Origin of the sequence: Micromonospora alfalfae (assembly GCF_022230925.1) — a bacterium.
GTDB classification, from domain to species: Bacteria; Actinomycetota; Actinomycetes; order Mycobacteriales; family Micromonosporaceae; genus Micromonospora; species Micromonospora alfalfae.
This window is the reverse complement of record NZ_JAKKFH010000023.1, coordinates 62,685-84,138: the sequence shown is the minus strand read 5'-3', so window position 1 is coordinate 84,138 and position 21,454 is coordinate 62,685. Positions and strand designations below refer to the sequence as shown.

19 protein-coding genes are annotated in these 21,454 nt (G+C 73.3%); 9 read left to right on the top strand and 10 right to left on the bottom strand.

What is annotated here, in order from left to right; genetic code table 11:
* Window positions 1–68: 68 nt before the first annotated feature.
* The 3 genes from MED01_RS19225 (at window position 69) to MED01_RS19215 (ending at window position 3,346) form a co-directional block, all read left to right on the top strand.
* Entirely contained in the window at window positions 69–1,019 is a 951-nt protein-coding gene (locus tag MED01_RS19225; protein WP_238669943.1) for a TIGR03557 family F420-dependent LLM class oxidoreductase, read from the top strand.
* Window positions 1,020–1,125: 106 nt separating this feature from the next.
* Window positions 1,126–2,757, top strand: a complete 1,632-nt coding sequence (locus tag MED01_RS19220; protein WP_238669942.1) for a RecQ family ATP-dependent DNA helicase — start codon at window positions 1,126–1,128, stop codon at window positions 2,755–2,757.
* 85 nt (window positions 2,758–2,842) lie between these two features.
* Window positions 2,843–3,346 (top strand): hypothetical protein, encoded by a 504-nt coding sequence (locus MED01_RS19215; RefSeq protein WP_238669941.1) that lies wholly within the window; start codon window positions 2,843–2,845, stop codon window positions 3,344–3,346.
* Here MED01_RS19215 and MED01_RS19210 read toward each other — a convergent pair.
* A complete protein-coding gene (locus MED01_RS19210; RefSeq protein ID WP_238669940.1) occupies window positions 3,336–4,925 on the bottom strand; it encodes an MFS transporter in 1,590 nt (529 codons plus the stop codon). The genes MED01_RS19215 and MED01_RS19210 overlap by 11 nt on opposite strands.
* A gap of 82 nt (window positions 4,926–5,007) precedes the next feature.
* Here MED01_RS19210 and MED01_RS19205 point away from each other — a divergent pair, with 82 nt between their 5' ends.
* A complete protein-coding gene (locus MED01_RS19205) occupies window positions 5,008–5,769 on the top strand; it encodes a TetR/AcrR family transcriptional regulator (RefSeq protein WP_238669939.1) in 762 nt (253 codons plus the stop codon).
* A gap of 9 nt (window positions 5,770–5,778) precedes the next feature.
* A complete protein-coding gene (locus MED01_RS19200) occupies window positions 5,779–6,813 on the top strand; it encodes a helix-turn-helix domain-containing protein (protein WP_238669938.1) in 1,035 nt (344 codons plus the stop codon).
* 155 nt (window positions 6,814–6,968) lie between these two features.
* On the opposite strand, the gene MED01_RS19195 is transcribed toward MED01_RS19200, so the two are convergent.
* Genes MED01_RS19195 through MED01_RS19160 form a run of 8 tightly spaced genes read right to left on the bottom strand, consistent with a single transcriptional unit; the run spans window position 6,969 to window position 15,647 of the window.
* Window positions 6,969–7,952: a DNA topoisomerase IB gene (locus tag MED01_RS19195; protein ID WP_238669937.1), complete on the bottom strand. Its 984-nt coding sequence runs from the start codon at window positions 7,950–7,952 to the stop codon at window positions 6,969–6,971.
* Window positions 7,936–8,889: a glycosyltransferase family 9 protein gene (locus MED01_RS19190; RefSeq protein ID WP_238669936.1), complete on the bottom strand. Its 954-nt coding sequence runs from the start codon at window positions 8,887–8,889 to the stop codon at window positions 7,936–7,938. Before MED01_RS19190 ends, MED01_RS19195 begins: the two co-directional genes overlap by 17 nt.
* The gene (locus MED01_RS19185; RefSeq protein ID WP_238669935.1) at window positions 8,886–9,587 is read right to left on the bottom strand and encodes an SDR family oxidoreductase; all 702 of its coding nucleotides are present in this window, start codon (window positions 9,585–9,587) and stop codon (window positions 8,886–8,888) included. The genes MED01_RS19190 and MED01_RS19185 overlap by 4 nt, the downstream gene beginning before the upstream one ends.
* Window positions 9,584–11,029 carry a PfkB family carbohydrate kinase gene (locus tag MED01_RS19180; protein WP_372493682.1) on the bottom strand — a complete coding sequence of 482 codons (1,446 nt, stop codon included), beginning with the start codon at window positions 11,027–11,029 and terminating at the stop codon, window positions 9,584–9,586. The genes MED01_RS19185 and MED01_RS19180 overlap by 4 nt, the downstream gene beginning before the upstream one ends.
* Before the next feature lie 55 nt (window positions 11,030–11,084).
* On the bottom strand, window positions 11,085–11,798 hold the full coding sequence (locus MED01_RS19175) for a D-sedoheptulose-7-phosphate isomerase (RefSeq protein WP_372493680.1): 714 nt from the start codon (window positions 11,796–11,798) through the stop codon (window positions 11,085–11,087).
* The gene (locus MED01_RS19170; RefSeq protein ID WP_238669933.1) at window positions 11,798–13,015 is read right to left on the bottom strand and encodes a glycosyltransferase; all 1,218 of its coding nucleotides are present in this window, start codon (window positions 13,013–13,015) and stop codon (window positions 11,798–11,800) included. The genes MED01_RS19175 and MED01_RS19170 overlap by 1 nt, the downstream gene beginning before the upstream one ends.
* The gene (locus MED01_RS19165) at window positions 13,000–13,974 is read right to left on the bottom strand and encodes a glycosyltransferase family protein (protein WP_238669932.1); all 975 of its coding nucleotides are present in this window, start codon (window positions 13,972–13,974) and stop codon (window positions 13,000–13,002) included. Before MED01_RS19165 ends, MED01_RS19170 begins: the two co-directional genes overlap by 16 nt.
* The gene (locus MED01_RS19160; protein ID WP_372493679.1) at window positions 13,971–15,647 is read right to left on the bottom strand and encodes an HAD-IIIA family hydrolase; all 1,677 of its coding nucleotides are present in this window, start codon (window positions 15,645–15,647) and stop codon (window positions 13,971–13,973) included. Before MED01_RS19160 ends, MED01_RS19165 begins: the two co-directional genes overlap by 4 nt.
* Before the next feature lie 173 nt (window positions 15,648–15,820).
* Between MED01_RS19160 and MED01_RS19155 the strand changes: the two genes are divergently transcribed.
* The 3 genes from MED01_RS19155 (at window position 15,821) to MED01_RS19145 (ending at window position 18,164) form a co-directional block, all read left to right on the top strand.
* A complete protein-coding gene (locus MED01_RS19155) occupies window positions 15,821–16,243 on the top strand; it encodes an SRPBCC family protein (protein WP_308193513.1) in 423 nt (140 codons plus the stop codon).
* Window positions 16,240–17,247 (top strand): SDR family oxidoreductase, encoded by a 1,008-nt coding sequence (locus tag MED01_RS19150; RefSeq protein WP_238669930.1) that lies wholly within the window; start codon window positions 16,240–16,242, stop codon window positions 17,245–17,247. The genes MED01_RS19155 and MED01_RS19150 overlap by 4 nt, the downstream gene beginning before the upstream one ends.
* 149 nt (window positions 17,248–17,396) lie before the next feature.
* The gene (locus MED01_RS19145) at window positions 17,397–18,164 is read left to right on the top strand and encodes a polyprenol monophosphomannose synthase (RefSeq protein ID WP_238669929.1); all 768 of its coding nucleotides are present in this window, start codon (window positions 17,397–17,399) and stop codon (window positions 18,162–18,164) included.
* A gap of 100 nt (window positions 18,165–18,264) precedes the next feature.
* Here the strand turns inward: MED01_RS19145 and MED01_RS19140 are convergent, their stop codons facing one another.
* Window positions 18,265–19,887, bottom strand: a complete 1,623-nt coding sequence (locus tag MED01_RS19140) for a phytoene desaturase family protein (RefSeq protein ID WP_238669928.1) — start codon at window positions 19,885–19,887, stop codon at window positions 18,265–18,267.
* A gap of 72 nt (window positions 19,888–19,959) precedes the next feature.
* On the opposite strand from MED01_RS19140, the gene MED01_RS19135 reads away from it, so the two are divergent.
* Window positions 19,960–21,393 carry an aldehyde dehydrogenase family protein gene (locus MED01_RS19135; RefSeq protein WP_238669927.1) on the top strand — a complete coding sequence of 478 codons (1,434 nt, stop codon included), beginning with the start codon at window positions 19,960–19,962 and terminating at the stop codon, window positions 21,391–21,393.
* Window positions 21,394–21,454: the final 61 nt, after the last annotated feature.

The window sequence follows — 21,454 nt, the reverse complement described above, 5'->3', positions numbered from 1 at the left end:
GGTGTGACCGGGCGCCGCCGGGGTACGGCTCTCCCCATCAGCAGGTCCGCGTGCCGAAGGGGTAAGCCATGAAGATCGGATACTTTCTATCCAGTGAGGAGTTCACGCCAGCCGAGTTGCTGGAGCAGGCGCGCGGTGCCGAACGGGCCGGCTTCGAGGCGCTGTGGATCTCCGACCACTTCCACCCCTGGGTGGACGCACAGGGCCAGAGCCCGTTCGTCTGGTCGATGATCGGCGCGCTCAGCCAGGTCTGTTCGTTACCGGTGACCACGGCGGTGACCTGCCCGACAGTGCGGATCCACCCGGCCGTGATCGCGCAGGCGGCGGCGACCAGCGCGGTGCTGCACGGTGGGCGGTTCGTGCTCGGCGTCGGCACCGGCGAGGCGCTCAACGAACACATCTTCGGTGACGCCTGGCCGCAGGCCGACGTCCGGCTGGAGATGTTGGAGGAGGCCGTCGAGGTGCTGCGCGCGCTGTGGGGCGGCGGTTTCGTCAACCACCACGGCAAGCACTACACAGTCGAGCACGCCCGGATCTACACGCTGCCCGACGCTCCCCCGCCGATCTACGTCTCGGGCTTCGGGCCGAAGGCCATCGACCTGGCCGCCCGGATCGGCGACGGCTACGTGAGCACCATGCCCGACGGCGAGATGGTCCGGCGCTTCCGCGAGAACGGCGGCGGCGACAAGCCGTGCCAGGCCGGCTTCAAGGCGGCGTACGCGGACAGCGAGGAGGCGGGGCTGCGCATCGCGTACGAGCGCTGGCCCAACGCGGGGGTGCCGGGTGAGCTGTCCCAGGTGCTGCCCTCACCGCGGCACTTCGAGCAGGCCGCCGAGTTGGTCAGGCCGGAGATGCTGAAGGAGGCGTTCGTCTGCGGCAACAGCGTCGACGCGCACCTGGAGATGATCGACAAGTACGCCAAGGCCGGCTTCGACGAGGTCTACGTGGCCAACACCGGACCGCACTACCAGGGTCTGTTCGACCTCTACCAGCGTGAGGTCCTGCCCCGGCTGCACTGAGCCGGCGATCAACGAGCCGGCCATCGGGGGGTATGGGCGACAGCCCGGGCCCATGATCGTCCGAACGCGTTTCGGCGGTCATGGGCCCGGGTACCTCCGGCCCTCGATGAAACTGTCCACGCACTCGATGACGTTGCGCCGCGCGGCCCGCAGCCTTTTCGGCTGGAAGGCGCTACGGCCCAACCAACTGGCCGCCATGCGCGCCGTGATGAAGCGGCGAGACGCCCTGGTGGTGCTGCCCACCGGAGCCGGCAAGTCGGCGATCTACCAGATTCCGGCCAGCCTGATCCCCGGCCCCACAGTGGTGATCTCACCACTGCTGGCCCTCCAGCAGGATCAGATCGCCTCCCTCAACGAGCGGCAACGCCCGGAGCTGCGGGCGGTGCGGATCAGCTCGAACGAGTCGCCGACGCAGCAGGCCGAGTCGATCACCGAGATCCGCGAGGGCAGGGCTGAATTCCTCTTCATCACCCCGGAACAGCTCAGCAATCCCGAGCGGATGGCCGAGGTCGCCGCCCTGAAGCCGGCCCTGGTGGCGATCGACGAGGCGCACTGCATCTCCGCGTGGGGGCACGACTTCCGCCCCGACTACCTGGCGCTCGGGCACCTCATCGACGGTATCGGCCGGCCGCCGGTGGTCGCGCTGACCGCCACCGCCTCCCCTCCGGTACGCGACGACATCATCGCCCGGCTGCGGCTGACCGACCCGGAGGTGGTGGTCTCCGGACTGGACCGGCCGAACCTGTTCGTCGAGGTCGCGCACTGCCCCACCGAGGACTACCGGTGGCGGCGACTGATCGCGCTGCTGAGCGACGACGAGCGGCCCGGGATCATCTACGTGCCGACCCGTCGCGCCGCCGAGGAGCTGGCCACCCGGCTGACCGACGCCGGTTACCCGGCGCAGTTCTACCACGGTGGGATGGCGGCCGGCGCACGCCACGATCTGCACGAGGCGTTCCTCGCCGACGAGGTCCCCATCATGGTGGCGACCTCGGCGTTCGGCATGGGCATCGACAAGCCCAACATCGCCTGGGTGGTGCACATGGCGCTGCCCGACTCGCCGGACAGCTACTTCCAGGAGATCGGCAGGGCCGGACGCGACGGGCAACCGGCCCGGGTGCTGCTGCTCTGGCAGGCCGAGGACGTCGGCCTGCAACGGTTCTTCAGCGGTGGCCTGCCCGACGTCGAGGAGCTGCGCGACCTGGCCGCGCTGCTGCGCAGGAAGCCGGCCACCAAGACCGAACTGCGCGAGACCACCGGTCTCGGGCCGCGCAAGCTGGGCCAGTACCTCTCCCTGTTGGAGCAGGTCGGGGCGGCCGAACCACGCGCCCGGCAGCGCATCGGCGCGCCCCGTTACTCCCCCAACCCGACCGACGCCGCAGCGGCGGCGCTGGCCGAGTCGGAGCGCCAGCAGACAGTGACCCGGTCGCGCACCGACATGATGCGGGCCTTCGCCGAGACCCGGGCCTGCCGGGGGCAGACCCTGCTTGCCTACTTCGGCGAGCAGATGACGCAGGTCTGCGGCCACTGCGACAACTGCCACAACGGCACCAGCGTGGCCGACCAGGGTGCGGTCGGGCCCTTCCCGGTGCACAGCCAGGTGCGGCACCCGGAGTGGGGGTCCGGCATGGTGCTCTCCTACGAGGAGGACAAGATGACAGTCCTCTTCGATGAGGTCGGGTACAAGACGTTGTCGGTGCGCGTGGTGTCCGAACAGGGCCTGCTGACCCTGGACTAGCCTGACCCGGGTGCCGCTTTCGGGCCCGGTGGAACGACCAAGAGCACCGATTGACCAAGCAGAGCAGGGCGGAAGGGGCGTTGTCGTGATCGAGCAGCCGGCGTACACCGGGTTCGGTTTCTCCGACGAGGAGTGGGGGCTGCTGGTCGGCCTGCCGCAGTCGGTGCTGACCGCGGCGAGCGCCGCCGAGTCCGACGGCACCCGCCGGACCATGGCGGAGACCGCGGCCGGGCTGGAGACCATCGCCGCCGGCCGGGAGTCGGCCAGCCCGCTGGTCACCGCCGTGGCCGGCGAGATCGTCACCCGGGTCGGTGACCCGGAGACCGGCGAGGAGCTGCCGGTCATCGCGCCCGCCGACCCCGTGGCGTACATCGACGACGTGTTGCTGCGGGCCGGCGAGGCGGCGGCGTTGCTGGCCGCGCGGGTCGACGAGGGTGAGGCCGGCGCGTACAAGCACTGGCTCGTGAAGATCGCCGAGCAGGTGGTGGGCGCCGCGTCCAGCGGTGGGCTGCTGGGCATCGGCGGCGAGTCGGTCAGCGACTCCGAGCGGCGTTTCCGCGACCGGCTCGCGCACGTGCTCACCGACTGACCGACGACAACGACGTGTCGGCCGGACCGGTCGGCTCGGCGGCCAGCGCCGTGGAGTCGGCCGGCCGGACGCCGCGCAGCGCTACCAGCGCGGTGACCGCGCCCAGCAGCATCACCGCCATGGCGGCGTACGCGGCCAGGTGCAGCCCGTCGGTGAACGCGACAGCGGCGGCGTGCCGCACCGCGTCGGCCAGCTCCGCCGGTAGCCCCCGGGCGACCGCGAGCGCGCCGCCCAGGGTCTCCTGGGCGGAGGCGGCGGCGTCGGCGGGCAGCCCGGCCGGCAGGCCGTCGACGACCTCACGGCGGTAGACCGCCGCGCCGACGCTGCCCAGGATCGCCATACCCAGCGCACCGCCCAGCTCACTGCTGGACTCGGTCAGCGCCGACGCGACACCGGCCTGCTCGGGCGGCGCCGCGCCGAGAACCAGCTCGGTGACGAGGGACATCACCATCACCAGGCCACCCGCGTAGACACTGGCGCCGACGAGCAGCAGCCACAGCGGCGTCTCGGGGGTGACCCGGGTCAACACCACGAAGCCGACCACGGCGATGCCGAACCCCGCACCGATCAGGTACGCCCGTTCGACGCGCTGGGCCAGGGCGGCGGCGGCCGGCGCGACTCCGCCCACGGCGAGGGACGGCACGAGGCTCCACAGCGCCGCCCGCAGCGGGCTCAGGCCGAGCACCAGTTGGAGGTGCTGGGTGGTGAAGATGGCGAAGCCGACGATGGCGAACATGGCCAGCAGGTTCACCGCGAGCGACCCGGCGAAGCCGCGACGGCGGAACAGCGCGAGGTCGACCATCGGGTACGCCCGGGTCCGCTGCCGGTGCAGGAAGAGCGCCCCCACCAGCAGACCGCCGACGATGGCGAGGACCCGCACCGGGCTGAGGCCGTCGCGGGCCATCTCCTTGATGCCGTAGATCACCGGCAGCAGCGCGCCGAGCGACAGTGCCGCGCTGACCAGGTCGAACCGCCCGGTCGCCGGGTTGCGGAACTCGGGTACCAGGAGCGGGACGAGCAACAGCAGCATCAGCATCGCCGGGATGTTGATCAGGAAGATCGAGCCCCACCAGAAGTGCTCGAGCAGGATGCCGCTGAGCACCGGGCCGATCGCGATGCCGCCGGTGAGGGTGGCGGTCCAGATGCCGATGGCGGTGCCGCGCTGCTTGGCGTCGGGGAACATGTTGCGCACCAGAGCGAGCGTCGAGGGCATCAGGGTGGCCCCACCGACGCCGAGCACGGCCCGGGCGGCGATCAGCGTCGCGGTGCTGTCGGCGTACGCGGCCAGCAGCGACGCCGCACCGAACGCGGTGGCGCCGATCAACAGGAGTCGACGTCGGCCGATCCGGTCACCCAGGGCGCCCATGGTGATGAGCAGGCCGGCCAGCACGAAGCCGTAGATGTCGAAGATCCAGAGTTGTTCGGTGGCGGTGGGGCGCAGCTCCGCGCTGATGAACGGGACGGCGAAGTAGAGCACCGACACGTCCATCGAGACCAGGAGCAGCGGCAGCATCAGCACCGTGAGCCCGATCCACTCCCGCCGGCCCGCTCGCGGTGCCGGTGTGGTGGTGATCGTCATGACGAGTTCTCCTTATGCGTATGGCGTACGCTGTTATGCGTAGACCATACGCAGAACTAGGATGACGGGGCAAGGAGGAAATGTGGCGGCGAAGACAGACGACAGCGGGCCCGTACTCCCGGCGGCCATCGAGAGCGCGTGGGGGCTGCGGGAGCGGCCACCCAAGGGCCCCCGGCCGGGAATGAGCGTGCCCGCCATCGTGGACGCCGCCGTACGCGTGGCCGACGCCGACGGCCTGGCGGCCGTCTCGATGAGCCGGGTGGCCAAGGAGTTGGGCGCCGCGACCATGGCCCTCTACCGGTACGTCGGCTCGAAGGACGAGCTGCTGATGCTCATGGTGGACACCGGGTACGGCCCGTCCCCCGGCCCACCCGCGCCGGAGGACGACTGGCGCGCCGGCCTCACCCGGTGGGCCTGGGCCGAGCACAAGGTGCTGCGGCAGCGGTCCTGGCTGCTGCACGTGCCGATCAGCGGCCCACCGATCACCCCGCAGCAGCTCGGCTGGATGGAGGACGGGCTGCGCTGCCTCGACGGCACAGTGCTCGGCGAGGGCGAGAAGATGTCGGTGCTCCTGCTGATCACCGGGTACGTCCGCAACGAGGCCACCCTCACCTCGCAGATCGCCGAGGGCAGCCGGGCGGCCGGCGTCGAGCCCAGCGAGATGATGCCGGCGTACGGTCGGCTGGTGGCCCGGCTCATCGACCCGGCCCGCTTCCCCGCGCTGCACCGGGTGCTCCGCGCCGGTGTGCTCTACCAGGACGACGACCCGGACGACGAGTTCGTCTTCGGCCTGGACCGGATCCTCGACGGCGTCGAGGCGCTGATCCAACGCCGGGCGGGCTGAGGGAGCCCCATGCTGCCGAGAGACTCCATCGACACCACGGTCCTGCCACCGGGCGAACGGTTCGGCATGTGGCTGGACCTTGTCGCACGCACCTCGGTGCCGCTGCGCATCCAGTCCGCGCACAGCGGCGACTTCGCCGCCCGCGCCGACTTCATCGCGCTCGGCCCGATCCAACTGGCGCAGTACGAATACCCGTCGCTGGACGCCACCCGGACCCGGAAGCTGGTCCGGCAGTCCGACCCTGAGCTCTACATCCTCGCCCTCACCACCGGCGGCGTGGGCACGTCCAGTCAGGATGGTCGCCGCAGTGAGATCCTGGCCGGCGAGTTCACCTTCTACGACGGGTCCCGGCCGCACGACGTCTGCCACCACGCCACCGAGCCCGACCGGGACCAGGCCACCTCGATAGTCACGATGATCCCGCACGCCGCCCTGCCCCTACCGCCGCAGCGGATGGCAGCGCTCTACGGCGGCCGGATGTCCGGCAGCGAGGGGGTCGGGGCGCTGTTGGCGCAGTTCCTGCTCCAGGTGACCGGGCACCCCGAGCAGTACCATGCCGCCGACGCCAGCCGGCTCGGCGCGGTGGGACTGGACCTGGCCACCACAATGCTCGGCCGGCACCTCGTCGCCGAGGACGCCGTGCCCACCGAGGTCCGCCGCCGGGCGCTGCTCACCCAGGTGCAGTCGTACATCCACCGCCACCTCGGCGACGCGACACTCGGCCCCCAGGTGGTCGCTGACGCCCACCACATCTCGGTGCGGTCCCTGCACAGGTTGTTCGAGGCCGAGGACACCACAGTGGCGTCGTACATCCGGGATCTGCGGCTGGCCCGGTGCCGGCGCGACCTGACCGACCCGGCGCTACGCAACCAGCCAGTGCAGACCGTCGCGGCGCGGTGGGGTTTCTCCGACAAGGCCCACTTCAGCCGGGCATTTCGGGGCGCGTACGGCACCACCCCACAGGAACACCGCGACAGTGGCTCGGATCTGGCGCGGATCGTCAACAGCCAGGCGTCCACTGTCAACTCGCTGCCGGCAGACTGACACCAACGCGGCCGGCCATTACCTGGTGGGCCGCCAACGGGGGCCGTGGCGAGGCGCCCGCCGCGCGAGCGGCGGGCGGCCGCCCGGTGGCATCCCGCTGACGCCCGAGGCTCCGGCTCCGTCGCGCTTCCCCCCAGAATCGCCGACGGGGCCGGTCAGGCCCCCTCCAGCAGCTTCAGGACGATCTGCTCCGCCTCCTCGCGAGGCGCCCGCGGATCCACCGACGCCACCACCCCGTCGTGGTAGAGGTCGACCACCCGGGGGTCCACGTACGACGCGCGAGCCACCGTCGGCGTGTTGCCCAGCAGCTCCGCCACGGCACGCATCACGGCGACCACCGCCTTACGCCGGGCGGTCACCGAACGGGCCGGACCGGCCGTGGCCAACTCGGTGGCCGCGAGCACCGTGGCGTGCCAGGTACGGAAGTCCTTCGCTGTCATCTCCCCACCGCTGGCGTCGCGCAGGTAGCCGTTGACCTCGTCGCTGCGCACGTCGCGCCACTCCCGGCCGTCCCAGTAGCCGAACAGCCGCTCCGCCCGTCGCCGACGACGGCGCAGATTCACCAGCACCTGGCACAGCTCCGGGTCCTCGATCCGGCGTACCTGCTCGATGCCTCCCTTCGCGGGAAACACGAGCACCACACAGCCGCGCCGGGACCGGGCATGCTCGGGGCGCAGGGTGGCCACCCCGTACGTCGGGTCGTCACCGGCCGCGTACTGGTCGCTGCCGACCCGGAACATCCCCATGTCCAGCAGTCGGGTCACCGTCGCCAGCACCCGGTCCCGACCCAGTCCACGTCCGTCCAGGTCCCGCCCCACCCGCTCACGCAGCGCCGGCAGCCGGCGCGCCACCTCCAGCACCCGGTCGAACTTCGCCTCGTCCTGCTTCTCCCGCCACCGCTGGTGGTAGACGTACTGCTTGCGTCCGGCCGCGTCGATCCCGATCGCCTGGATGTGCCCGTTCGGGTGCGGCGCGATCCACACGTCCTGCCAGGCCGGCGGGATGACCAACTCCCGCAGCCGGGCCAGGACATCCGGATCCCGCACCGGAGCGCCGGACGGGTCGACGAAGAGCCAACCCCGTCCGCGCCGACGCCGTCCGTACCCCGGTCGACCCGGGTCGCTACGCCGCAACCGCACCGGAGACCCGCACCACCCTCTCCACCTCGGCCACGGCGGCCAGCACCTCGTCGAGGCGCAGCGCCGCCATCGTCGGGTGGCTTCCTACCCCGTCCCACCTGGGCCAATCCGCCTCGCCGGCCCAGAGCACCCGGTGCCGTGGCCGGTCCGGTGGAGGCCCCCAGTGCGCCGGTGCAACAGGCCCGAAGAGGACCACCGACGGGGTGCCGTACCCGGTGGCCAGGTGGGCGACCCCGGTGTCCCCGCTGACCACCAGCCGGGCGTCGGCCACCAGCGCGGCGAGCGCGCCGAGGTCGGTCCGGCCAGCCAGCACGGCGTCCGAACCCAGGGCCGCCGCCTCGGCCACCCGGGCCGCCAACCCCCGTTCGTCGGCCGAACCGGTGAGCAGCACCCGGTGCCCCTGGTCGGTCAGTGCCCGTGCCAGCGCGGCGAACCGCTCGGCGGGCCACCGCTTGGCCGGGATCTTGCTGCCCGGGTGCAGCAGTGTGACACCGCTGGGCAGCCCCGCCGCAGCGGGCCGACGCAGGCTGAGGTCGGCACGGTCGGCCGGGATGTCGTACCAGGACAGCAGCCGGCACCACCGGTCCACCTCGTGCTCGTCGACGGCCCAGCGCGGGCCGTCGTCGCAGCCGGCGTCCGGGCTGGCGAAGGCGAGAAGCCGACCGGGCCTGGTGGCCGCGAGCAGCCGGTGCGACTGCGGGCCCCGCCCGTGCAGGTTGACAGCCGTCCACGGCGCCGACCCCACCCGGAGAGGACGATCCAGCCCCGCGGTGTCCACCAGCCGGTCAACGCCACCGACCAGGTCGACGAGCGGGGCCAGCCAGCCGGGCGCGGCGAGCGCCAGCTCCCGCGACGGGTACGCGGCCCGCAGCGCCCGCAGCGCGGGCACCGCCGTCACCAGATCGCCGACGCCGAGGGCGCGCAGCACGAGGATCACGGGTACGAGGTCTCCTGCTCGGCGCAGACCACCATCTCGCGCACCGCGCAACCGGGCGGCTGGTTGAGCGCGAACATGATCGCGGCGGCGGTGTCGGCGGGCTCGTTGAGGTTCGCGTCCGGCCCCGGCTTGTACTGCGGGTCACGTTCGTCGAAGAACGCGGTGCGCATCCCACCCGGAATGAGCAGTGTGACGCCGACCTGACCGGCCAGCTCGGCGGCGAGGGCTCGGGTGAACCCCACCACGCCGAACTTCGCCGCGCAGTACGCGGTGGCGTCGCTGACCGCCTTGACGCCAAGGGTCGACGCGACGGTGACGATGCGGCCCCGGGAGGTCAGCAGGAACGGCAGCGCGGCCCGGATCACCGCCGCGGTGGCCAGCAGGTCGACGGCGACGATCCGGTCCCAGGTCTCCCCCGGCAGGTCGGCGAGTCGGCCCGGCACGTCGGTGCCGGCGGCGGTCACCACCGCGTCCAGGCCACCGGCCTGCTCGGCGAGATGCTGGGTGGCCGCCTCGGCGGCCCGCGTGTCGGCCAGGTCGCACTCGGTCCAGGACACCCCGTCGGCCGGCGGCTGCCGGTCCAGCACGAGCGGTCGGCCACCGGAGGCGGTCACCGCGGCGACCACAGCGGCGCCGAGGCCGCTGGCGCCGCCGGTGACCAGGACTGTGGGCCCGGCACCGGGCCGCGTGGCGGTCATCGGGTCCGCTCCGCGAGCGTGCGGACGATCAGGTCGGTGGTGGAACGACCGTCCAGATAGGGCACCACAACGGTGTTGCCACCCCAGCGGCGCAGGACCTCCGCCTCCGGCAGGGTTGCGCTCGCGTCGCCACCGCCGGTGGCGTAGTCGCCGCCCTTGACCCAGACGTCGGGGCGTACCCAGGACAGCGCCGTCTCCGGGGTCGGCTCGTCGAAGATGAGGACCGCGTCGACGCAGCTCAGGGCGGCCAGCAGTCGGCTGCGGTCGCCTTCGGACTGCACCGGCCGGTCCGGCCCCTTCAACATCGCCACGCTGGCGTCGGAGTTCAGGCAGACGATCAGGCAGTCGCCGAGTTGCCGGGCCGCCTCCAGGGTGGCCACGTGCCCGGCGTGCAGCAGGTCGAAGCAACCGCCGGTCGCCACCACAGTGCCGCCCGCGGCGCGTACCTCAGACAGGAGCGTGGCGACAGCCGGCACTCCCACCCGGTCGGCCACCGCAGCACCTCGTGGTCCCGGCTGGAGGGCTCGCGGCCCCGGCGCACTCCTGGCCCGCACCGTAGGCGCCGACGAAGGCAGCGCCGTGGCCACTCCCCCACCGGCCACGTAGGCGGACGCCTCGGCGACCGCCACCTGTACCGCCTCGGAGACCAGCGCGCCCTGGGCCAGTGCGAGGCTGGCCGCCGCAGCGAACCGGTCGCCGGCACCGCAGGTGTCCCCCTCTGCGCTACCCGGCGTCGGCACCACGAGCGGCGTCGACCCGGCGTGGCAGAGCAGCGCGCCGTCGCCGCCCAGCGTCACAGCGACAGCGCCGGCCCGCCAGCGCCGTCGTAGCCCCTGGGCGCCCCGGGACGCTGTGGCCAGTCGGGAGGCGCCGGGCAGCGCGGGGACCAGCTCGCGCACCTCCGACTCGTTCGGGGTGGCCAGGTGCACGCCGGGCACTGCCGCCGGGCCGCGCGGGTGCGGGTCCCACACCACCGGGGCGCGGGTGGCGGCCAACGCGTCGCGCAGCGCGGGCTGCCGGGCCACCCCCCGGCCGTAGTCGCTGACCAGCACCGCCGACGCCCCGGCGATCACCCGGAGCACCTCTTCGGAGGGCTGGCCCGGCTCCCCGGACGTGCCGCCCCGGTCGTGGCGCAGCAGCACCCGCCCCCGGGCCCGCAGCCGGATCTTCTCCGGTGTCGCGCCGGAGAGGGCCAGTGGGTACACCTGCACGCCGGCGGCGGCGAGCAGAGCGCTCAGTCGGGCCCCACCGGCGTCGTCGGCGAGCGCGGTCACCAGCACCACCTCGGCGCCCTGCGCGGCGGCGAACACCGCCGCCAGACCGGCGCCCCCCGGCCGGTCGGTGGCCACTGTCTCGTCGAGCACCGGCACCGGGGAATCCGGGCAGAGCCGGTTCACCACACCTTCCACATCCCGGTCGAGCAGGGTGTCCCCGAGCACCACCACCGGTCCCCTCACGCTTGCCTCCTCATCCTCACGGGTCGACCTGCTGTCCGGCTCACGCGTCGACCTGCTGTCCCGGCCCGCCGTCGAGCACCACCTCGACCCCGGTGCGTACCGGCGCGGCGCTCAGCCGACCGTCCGGTGCGGGCTTTCCGGGCACTGGGCGGACGACCGCCGGATCGGCGACCGCCGCCAGCGCGGCGGGCAACTCCTGTTCGAGGTACTCGCAGAGCAGATGACTGGTCACCAGGTGCAGCTCCTGGACGACCTGGGTGTCCGGGGACGCGACGGCCAGCACGTCGTCGCAGGCGTCGGCGAGCGGATTGGGGGCGGCGCCGGTGAGCGCCCAGGTGGTCACCCCGACGTCGCGGGCCGCCTGCGCGGCGGCGACCAGGTTGGCGCTGGTTCCGCTGGTGCTCAGCAACAGCAGGATGTCGCCGGGGCGGCCGTGGGCGCGCACCTGGCGGGCGTACACGTCGGTGTAGCCGTAGTCGTTGGCGATGGCGGTGAGCGCGCTCGTCTCGGCGTGCAGCGCGATAGCGGACAGCGGCTGACGGTCGTCGTGCAGCTTGCCGACCAGCTCGGCGGTGAGGTGCTGGGCTTCGGCGGCGCTGCCTCCGTTGCCGGCCACCAGCAGACGGCCCCCGGCGGCCAGTCGGTGGGCCAGGTCGGCGCCCCAACCCGCCAGCTGTCGCTCGCACAGTCGGTACGGCACCAGCGCCGCGGCGAGATTCGTCAGGTGGGTGTCGAGCAGGCTGCCCGTCGGCATCAGGCCACCACCCGGGTCGGCCGGCGCACGGCGGCCACCTCGCTGTAGACCTCCACCAGCCGCTCGGCGGTGGCAGCCCACGAGTACCGCTCCCGGGCCCGCTCACGCGCCGCGGTCGCGTACGCGAAACGCCTGATCCGGTCGTCGAGCAACCCCTGGATCGCGGTGGCCAGCGCGCGCGGGTCCCGGGCCGGCACGAGGTCGCCGGTCGTCCCGTCGACCACTGTGTCCCGGATGCCGCCCACTGCCGTGCCGACGACCGGCACCCCACAGGCCATCGCCTCCAGCGGGGTCAACCCGAACGGCTCGTACCAGGGTGCGGCGACCAGCAGGTCCGCCGAGCGGTACCAGCGGCCCATCTCCTCCTGGGGCACCGCGCCGACCAGGTGCACCCGATCGGCCACCCCGCACGACTCCGCGAGGGCACGCAGCCGGCGGGCGTACGGGTCGGTCTCCAACAGCCCCTCGGGTGGGCCGCCGACGACCACGCACTCGGCGTCCGGGACCAGCGCCATCGCGCGGACCACGGTCTGGAAGCCCTTGCGCTCGACCAGCCGACCCACTGTGAGGATGCGGGCCCGTCCCGGTTCCCGGTCGGCGGCCGGCCCGAGCGGGGCGAAGGTGGTGAGGTTGACCCCGGAGGGCACCACTGTCATCCGGGACCGGGGCACACCCATCCGGACCAGCTCGCCCACCTCGTCGCGGCACTGCGCGACGATCCGGTCCACCGAGCGGCCCAGCTCCCGCTCGTAGGCGACCCGTCGGGCCGGGCTGGTGTCCTGCACACCCTGGTAGCGGCGCTTCACGGTGCCCAGCGCGTGGTACGTCTGCACCACCGGCACCCCGGTCTGCCGGCCGGCGGTCAGTCCGGCCAGGCCGCTCATCCAGAAGTGCGCGTGGATCACCTCGGGCACCCAGTCGCCGCCGCGCCAGCGCTCGATCAGCCAGTTGCTGAACTCCCGCATGTGCGGCAGCAGCGCGTCCTTGGCCACCGGCTCGGCCGGGCCGGCCGGCACGTGCACCACGTCGTACCCGTCCGGGCTGCGGACGGTCACCGGCAGGTCGGGCGCGTCGCGGCGGGTGTAGACCCGCACCTCGTGCCCGGCGGCGGCGAGCGCGGCGGACAGCTCCGCGACGTGCGTGTTCTGGCCGCCGGCATCCTCCCCTCCGAGGACGGCGAGCGGGCTGGCGTGCTCCGAGATCATCGCGATCCGCATACTTCCTCCTCCAGCAGCCGGTCCCAGTCAGCGAGGAAACGGTCGAGGCCGTACCTGTCGCGCGCGGCGGTTCGCGCCGCCGCTCCGGCCTGCCGCGCGGTGGCCGGTTCGGCGATGAACCGGCGGGCGGCGTCGAGCAGGGTGTCGGTCCGGGTGGCGAGCGCCCCCGCCTCCGGGGGCACTGCCATCACCGCCTCGGTGGTGGCGAGCGCGACGACCGGCATGCCGATCGACATCGCCTCGATGAGGCTGAGACCGAGGGAGGTCCACCGGCACAGGTGCAGGTACGCCCGCCGCCGGGCCAGTTCGGTGTGCATCCGCTCCTGGGGCACGTCGTCGTGGCTGATCAGCCGGTCGGCGGGCAGCCCGAGGTGGTCGGCCAGGCCGGCGACGCCCATGCCGAAGACGTCAAGCGGCGCGATCTCGGCGAACTGGGGCAGCAGGTCGGTGCCGGTGACCCGACCTCGCCGTACCGGCTCGTTGATCACCACGGCGAGCCGGTCCAGCTCCCCGGTGTACGACGCGGAGGGGGCGACGATGCCGTGGTCGACCACTGTGGTGCGAGTGGCGCCGGTGTCCCAGAAGATCTGATTGAACCCGGTGACGTGGGCGATGAGCAGGTCGTCGCGGTCGGCCATCGGGTGCCGGGTGTTGGGCACGTCGCCCTTGGGGGTGTTGTGCTCGACGTAGATCGCGGGAAGGTCGCGGCCGGGGCGGCGACGAAGCCACTGCTCGGCCCTGTCGATCTCCTCGGGGCGTTGCAGGATGACCACGTCGACGTCCGCGCTCGGCAGCTCCTCCGGGCTGACCTCGACAGCGCTGTCGGGCCACGGGTAGGTGCGGGCCCGGCCGAGGCCGTACGGGCCGCGGTCGGGTGTGGTGGGAATCAGGTAACGATGGCTGCCGTGCACGAACGACGTGGTCCAGGAGCCGTGCACGTGCCAGAGCAGGATGTTCATCGGCCGCCACCACCGCTGACGGCGAGGGTCCGGAGCGCGTCGACCACGTCGCCCGGGTCGACGCCACTGAGGCAGGGGTGCCCGGGGACCGGGCAACTGGCCGCCCGAGTATCCCGGCAGGCAGCGGCGGCGTCGCCGAGCCGGACGGTGGGCACCCGGTAGGGCCCCCACTGGCCGAACGGGACGGTCGGCGCGAAGAGACTCACCACGGGCACACCGGCGGCGGCCGCCAGGTGCGCGGGTCCGGTGTTGCCGACCACTACCGCGCTGGCGTCCGCGACGATCGCGGCCAGCCCGGCCAGGTCGGTGCGGCCGCCCAGGTCGGTGCCGCCGGCAGCGGCGACCCGGGCGGTGACAGCGCACTCGTCCGGGCCGCCGGTGACCAGCACCCGGTGCCCGGCGTCGGTCAGCGCCCCGACGATCCGGGTGGCCACCTCCGGCGGGCAGGCCCGGCTCGACGCGGCCGACCCGGGGTGCAGTACCACGTATCCCGGGTCGCCGAGGTCGGCCGGGCGCTGCGGCACGGCGTCCCGGCGCAGCCGCAGAACCGGTTCGTCGCCGTCGGGCAGCCGGTGGCCGGCGGCGGCGGCAAGGGAGAGCGCGCGTTCGGGTTCGGGGACGCCCACCGGCACCCGGTGCCGGATGTCCAGCAGCGAGCCCGGATAGTCGTCGCTGATCGCCGCGATCCGGCCGATCCCCGCCATCCGCAGCAGCAGCGCCAGCGGCAGGGCGGACTGGTGGAACGAGGTGAACACCACCGCCTGGTCCGCGCCGACAGCGCCCAGCCGCACGGACAGGCTCCGCATGGCCTCCGGGTCGACCGGACCCGGCGCGGGGTCGATCCACGGCAGCGGATGCTCGATGATCTCGTCGATGCCGGGCAACAGGTTGGCGGCGGCCCGGCCGCGCGGCCCGCACAGCAGCACCACCCGCTCCGCTCCGGCCGCGACGGCGCGGATCGCCGGGCCGGTGACCAGCACGTCACCCGCCGAGTCCGAGCGGACCACGAGCGCCGTCCGTACCGGTTCGGTGGGCGGGGTCGAGGGCTGCACCGCCCGTTGGCGGCGCAGGATCTCCGCCACCGCCGCCGGCAGATCGGTGGCCACCCATCCGGCGGCGGCGACCTCCTCCGGCCGGGTCACCGGTGTGGGCACCAGCACCCCGGCCGCCCCGGCGGCCATGGCGGCGGCGACGTCCCGGCCGATGTCGCCAACGAGCACGCAACGGGACGGCGTCGTTCCCAGCTCGCGGGCGGCGTCGTACACCAGGCCTGGCGCCGGCTTGCGGCAGTCACAGCCGTCGGCGTCGTCGTGCGGGCAGACCAGCCACGCGTCGAACCGGCCCAGCAGCTCCTCGACGCGGGCGTGCACCGCCCGCATCTGCGCACCGGTGAAGTAGCCCCGGGCCAGGCCCGACTGGTTCGTGACGACGGCCAGCCGCAGCCCGGCCGCGCGCAGCCGGTCCAGCGCCGCCCGCGCGCCCGGCACCGGCCGCACCTTCTCCGGGTCGCCGTTGTACGGCACGTCCTCGATCAGGGTGCCGTCGCGGTCGAGCAGCACGGCGTCGTAGAGCACCGCTCGGGGGCTTGCGACAGACCTGGAACCGGCGCGGTCAGCAGCGGCGTAAACCGGGTCTGACCTGCGCTGATACGGATCCTCCTGGTCCTGTCGCACAGCCGGCGGGTTCCCTGCGCCCCGAGGAGTAAACGTCGTCGTCGAGGGGGTGGGCCAGCGCCGCCGGCGATGCCCCGGGTCGGCCTTACCCGCCGTTCGAGAGAAGCTAACCCGCTCGGCTGTTAGCCAGTGCCGTGCTCGGGTATGGGATCCCGGTGGCGATTGTGGAGAAAGTGATCGATGCTTCCCCTGAGCAGGTGTTCGACGTGCTCGCGGACGGATGGACGTACAGCGACTGGGTGGTCGGCACGGCGCACATGCGGGACGTGGACGACGCCTGGCCCCGGGTGGGCAGCCAACTGCACCACCGTGCCGGGCCGTGGCCGTTCTCGTTGCAGGACGCCTCGACGGTGCTGGTCTGCGAACCGCCGCACCGGCTCGTGCTCAAGGCCGGGCTCTGGCCGGCGGGTGAGGCGATAGTGGCCTTCACCCTGGAGCCGGTCGGCGACGGCGCCACCCGGGTGCGCCTCGGGGAGGACTTCGCGGCCGGCCCGCTTCGCTGGGTCCACAACAAGGTCAACGATCTGGTGCTGCACCGGCGTAACCGGGAGACGCTGGCCCGGCTCTCCGACATCGCCACCCGGCAGAAGGGATGACTGTGACCCGGACCGTGGTGGTGACCGGCGCGAGCGCCGGCGTGGGCCGAGCCGTCGCCCACACGTACGCGGCGCGCGGCGCCCGGCTGGCGCTGCTGGCTCGGGGCGAGGCGGGGCTGGTCGCCGCCGAGCGGGAGTGCCGACTGCGCGGCGCGACGGACGTGCGGGTGTACCGGGTGGACGTGGCCGACGCGGGTGCAGTGCAGCAGGCCGCCGACGACGTGGTGCACCGCTGGGGCGGCATCGACGTGTGGGTCAACAACGCGATGGCGTCGGTGTTCGCGCCGGCCTGGGAGATTCCGGCGCGCGAGTTCCGTCGGGTAACCGAGGTCACCTACCTGGGCACCGTGCACGGCACCCTCGCCGCGCTGCGGCACATGCGGGCGCACGGGCGGGGCACGATCGTGCAGGTGGGCTCCGCGTTGGCCTACCGGGGGATCCCGCTCCAGTCGGCGTACTGCGCCAGCAAGCACGCCGTCCAGGGCTTCAACGACTCGCTGCGCGCCGAACTGCTGCACGACTGCCCGGGGGTGAAGTTGTCAATGGTGCAGCTACCGGCGGTCAACACGCCGCAGTTCTCCTGGGTCCGCACCCGGCTCCCCCGGCATCCGCAGCCGGTGCCGCCGATCTTCACTCCGGAGTTGGCCGCCCGGGCCATCGTCTGGGCCGCCGACCGCGGCACCAGAGAGTTGAACGTGGGTGGCCCGACCTGGCAGGCCCGGGTGGGCGACGCCCTGTTCCCCGGCCTGTTGGACCGGAAGTTGGCCCGCGACGGCTACGACAGCCAGCAGACCGGTGAGAAGATCGATCCGGCGGCGTGGCGGGACAATCTGGATCACCCCGGTGATGCGGACACGGACCGGGGCACGGCGGGTGTTTTCCGCGAACAGGCACGCGACCGTTCCGCGGCGCTCTGGGTCGGCACGCACAAACCGGCGCTCTCCGGTGTCGCGCTCGCCGTCGCGGCGCTCGCCCTCAGCGCCGTCGCTCGCCGTCGGCGCTGACCAGAACGAGCCCCTGACCAGGGCTTCGACGCCCGCGCACGGTAGGCGGCGAAAGTCCGCAACGCCCGGAAGGGGTGCCTCCCTCGGACCAAATCCGGGAACTAGATACCCTTTGCATGACCCTTGTCCGCAAACCGAGGATGACCGACATGATCAAGCCGGTGCAGTTGCCGTCGCCGTGGCGGGACGCACGCCTGACCGTCGTCGTGCCCACCTACAACGAGGCGGGCAACCTCCCGACGCTGGTCGAGCGACTGCTCGAGCTGCCGCTGCCGGGGCTGCGCATCCTCGTCGCCGACGACAACTCCCCCGACGGCACCGGGGAGGTGGCCGACAAGTTGGCCATCGAGCACCCCGACCGGGTCGAGGTCGTGCACCGCGCCGGCAAGGAAGGCCTCGGCCGGGCGTACGTGGACGGGATGACCCGGGCGATCGAGGGCGGCGCCGAGTACGTGGCGCAGATGGACGCCGACCTCTCGCACCCGCCCGAGGCGCTGCCGGGGATGCTCGGCGCGCTGCTCTCCACCCAGGCCAGCGTGGTGATCGGTTCCCGGTACGTGCCCGGCGGCGAGCTTGACGAGAACTGGCCGCTCTACCGCCGGGCGCTCAGCGGCTGGGCCAACCTCTACGTGCACACCCTGCTGCGGGTACGCATCCGGGACCTCACCGCCGGCTTCAAGATCTGGCAGGCCGAAGCCCTGCGCGACATCGACCTGGAGCGGGTGCAGTCCAACGGCTACAGCTTCCAGGTGGAGATGCACTACCTCGCCACCAAGCTGGGGCACACCATCCTGGAGGTGCCGATCCGTTTCGAGGAGCGGCGCGACGGCGTCTCCAAAATGACCACAGCGACGAAGGTGGAGAGCGCACTCATGCCCTTCCGCCTGCGCAGCAAACACCGCAACATCACCCGCTAACCCCACCCCACGCCTCCCCCTCCCACCCCGCCTGGGTGATCAAGAGCTTTGCGTCAGATCCGCCGACGCTGGCGACGCAAACCTCTTGATCACCGAGAGCTCAGGGGGTGGGCGGTTGGTTGGGGTAGATGGCGCGGTGGGCGGCGGAGACGGCTACGGCGTAGGCGCGGCCGGTGAGCGCGCGGTCGCGGGCCAGCGCGGCGCGGGCCGCGTTCGCGCCCGGTGCGCCGTGCACACCGCCGCCGGGGTGCGCCGACGCGCTGGCCAGGAAGAGCCGGTCCACCGGGGTGTCCGCCCGGCCCAGGCCAGGGATCGGGCGTAGGAAGAGCTGCTGGTACGCGGCGGCGGTCCCGCCGCCGAGCGTGCCACCGACCAGGCTCGGGTTGCCCTTCTCCAGGTCGGCCGGTCCGGCCACGTGTCGGCCCACGATCAGGCGCCGGAAACCCGGGGCCGCAGCCTCCAGCACGTCCTCCATCCGCTGCACGTGCCCGGCGACCTCCTCGGCCCGCCAGTTCCGCCGGAACGGCAGATGGGTGTACGACCAGAGCGACTCGGTGCCCGACGGGGAGTGGCTCGGGTCCGCCACCGACATCTGCCCGACCAGCAGGAACGGGTCGCGGGGCAGCTCACCTCGGGCCAGCTCGCTGGCGTAGTGGGTGAGCCCGTTCAGGTCCGCGCCGAGGTGCACGGTGCCGGCGCCGGCCAACTGCCGGTTCGTCCAGGGCACCGGCGCGGAGAGCGCCCAGTCCACCTTCAGCGTGGAGCCGTCCCACCGGAAGTGCGCCAGGTCCTCCACCAGCCGGGACGGCAGTGCCGCGGCGCCGACCAGGTCGAGATAGAGCGCCGGCGCGGGTACGTCGGCGAGCACGGCCCGCCGGGCCCGCCACAGCGCGCCGCCGACGGTCCGGACCCCCATCGCCCGACCCCGGGCGGTGAGCACCCGATCGGCCCGGGCACCGTAGATGATCGTCCCGCCGCGCGCCTGTAGCCGATCCACCAGCGCGTTGGTGATCTGCTGCGCGCCGCCGTTCGGCACCGGCCAGCCGACCTGCTGGCCGAGCATGGCCAGCAGCCAGCCGTACACCCCGGAGCCGGCCTCCTCCGGGGAGAGGTCGGTGTGCAGGGCACAGCCGGCCAGCAGGGCCGGCCCGCCGGGACCGTCGAAGAGTTCGTCGCCAAGTTTGCGGACCGGCACGACGAGCCGGCGCGCGAGTCGCAGCGCGCCCGCGACGCGCAACCGACGCAGCAGGCCCAACCCGCCGCGTACCGGCGGGAAGGGCGAGGTGATCGCCTCCAGCATCGGCTCGGCCACGTCGAGCCAGTCGGTGTACGCGTTGAGCCAGCGCTTACCGTCCCCGGGGGCGAACTGCTCCAGCGACGCCGCCGTGACGTCCGGATCCCGATTGATCACCGCGGCCCGACCGTCGGGCAGCAGGTGCGCCAGCACGTCCGGCGAGTGCCGCCAGGACAGTCCGTGTCGACCCAGGTCCAGGCCGCCCAGCACCGGCGAGGCGTACCCGAGGGGGTAGAACGAGCTGTAGAGGTCGCTGAGGTAGCCGGGCGCGGTGACCTCCGCGGAGCGGACCGCGCCGCCGGGCACCGCTGTCGCTTCCAGCACCACCACGTCCCAGCCGGCGTCGGCCAGCAGGTTGGCCGCCACGAGGCCGTTGTGCCCGGCCCCGACGACGACGGCGTCCGCGCTCTGCGCGGTGGTGGTTGTCATCGGATCCGCCTACCCGGCGCGCAACCGGGCGAAACGCGTTTGCCTCGCCGAGGCCGGGGCATCCAGCGCCGCATGTACACGGTTGCGCAGCTGGTGGGCGGAGTGTGGGGTGCGGGCGGCGACGGCGGCGAACTGGTCGTGCGTGATCCGGCGGACGACGCGCCGGTGAGCACGGTGCCGGTGGCCACGGCCGACGAGGTGGGCAAGGCGACCCAGGCGGCCCGCAACGCGGCGGCCCAGTGGGCGGCGACCGCCCCGGCGGAACGGGCGGCGGCGGTGCACCGGGCCGCGGACGCGGTGGAGGCGGTCATCGACGAGTTGGCGGCGGCGGTCACCGCGGAGATGGGCAAGCCGTTGGCGGACGCGCGCGGCGGCGTCGAGGCGGGGATCGGCACCCTGCGACAGTATGCGGAGCTGGCACCGCTGCGCGGCGGGCGCACGCTGAACGGCGAACCCGACGCGCTGGACTTCCTGACCCCGCAGCCACGCGGGGTGGTCGCGGCGATCACCCCCTGGAACGACCCGGTGGCGGTCTCCTGTGGACTGCTCGGCGCGGCAGTGGTGACCGGGAACGTGGTGCTCTACAAGCCGAGCGAACGGGCACCGGCGACGGGGTGGCTGCTGGCCCGAGCACTGGACCAGGCGCTGCCGGCCGGTGTGTTGTCACTGCTCACCGGCGGCCCGGAGGTGGGTGCGGCACTGGCGGCGCAGGACGTCGACGTGGTGGCCCACGTGGGTTCCACAGCGACCGGGCGGGCGATCGCCGCCGCGGCGGCCCGCACCGGCGCGAAGGTGCTCCTGGAGAACGGCGGCAGTGACCCGTTGATAGTGGACGCGGGCATCGACCCGGAGTGGGCGGCGGAGCAGGCAGCGCTCGGCGCGTTCGCCAACGCCGGGCAGATCTGCGTGGCGGTGGAGCGGCTCTACGTGCACCGGGAGGTGGCCGACGACTTCGTGGCCGCGCTGGTACGACGCGCGGGAGCGCTGCGGGTCGGGCCGGGGCGGGACCCGGGCACCGAGCTGGGCCCGCTGGTCGACAGGCGGCACCGGGACCACGTGCACGGGCAGGTGGCGGCCGCTGTGGCCGACGGCGCGCGGGTGCGGGTCGGCGGCGAGGTGCCGGACGGGCCGGGGGCGTTCTACCCGGCCACCGTCGTCACCGACTGCCGCCACGACATGCCGCTGGTCCGGGAGGAGACCTTCGGGCCGGTCGCCCCGGTGGTGGTCGTCGACTCGTTCGACGAGGCGCTGCGTTGCGCTGCGGACTCACCGTACGGGCTGGCCGCCACGGTGCTGACAGCGTCGATGAGTCACGCGCAGCGGGCCTGGCGGGAGCTCCCGGTGGGCACGGTCAAGGTCAACGCGGTGTTCGGGGGCGCGCCGGGGGGTGCCGCGCATCCGCGTCGGGCCAGCGGGCAGGGCTTCGGGTACGGCCCGGAGCTGCTGGACGAGTTCACCGCCACGAAGGCGGTACACATCGAGGCGCCCGGGGGCGGGCACTGGTGAACGGTGCGGGCGGACGCAGGGGTGGCGCGTCCGCCCGTACCGCGTCGGTTGTGCTCCGGTG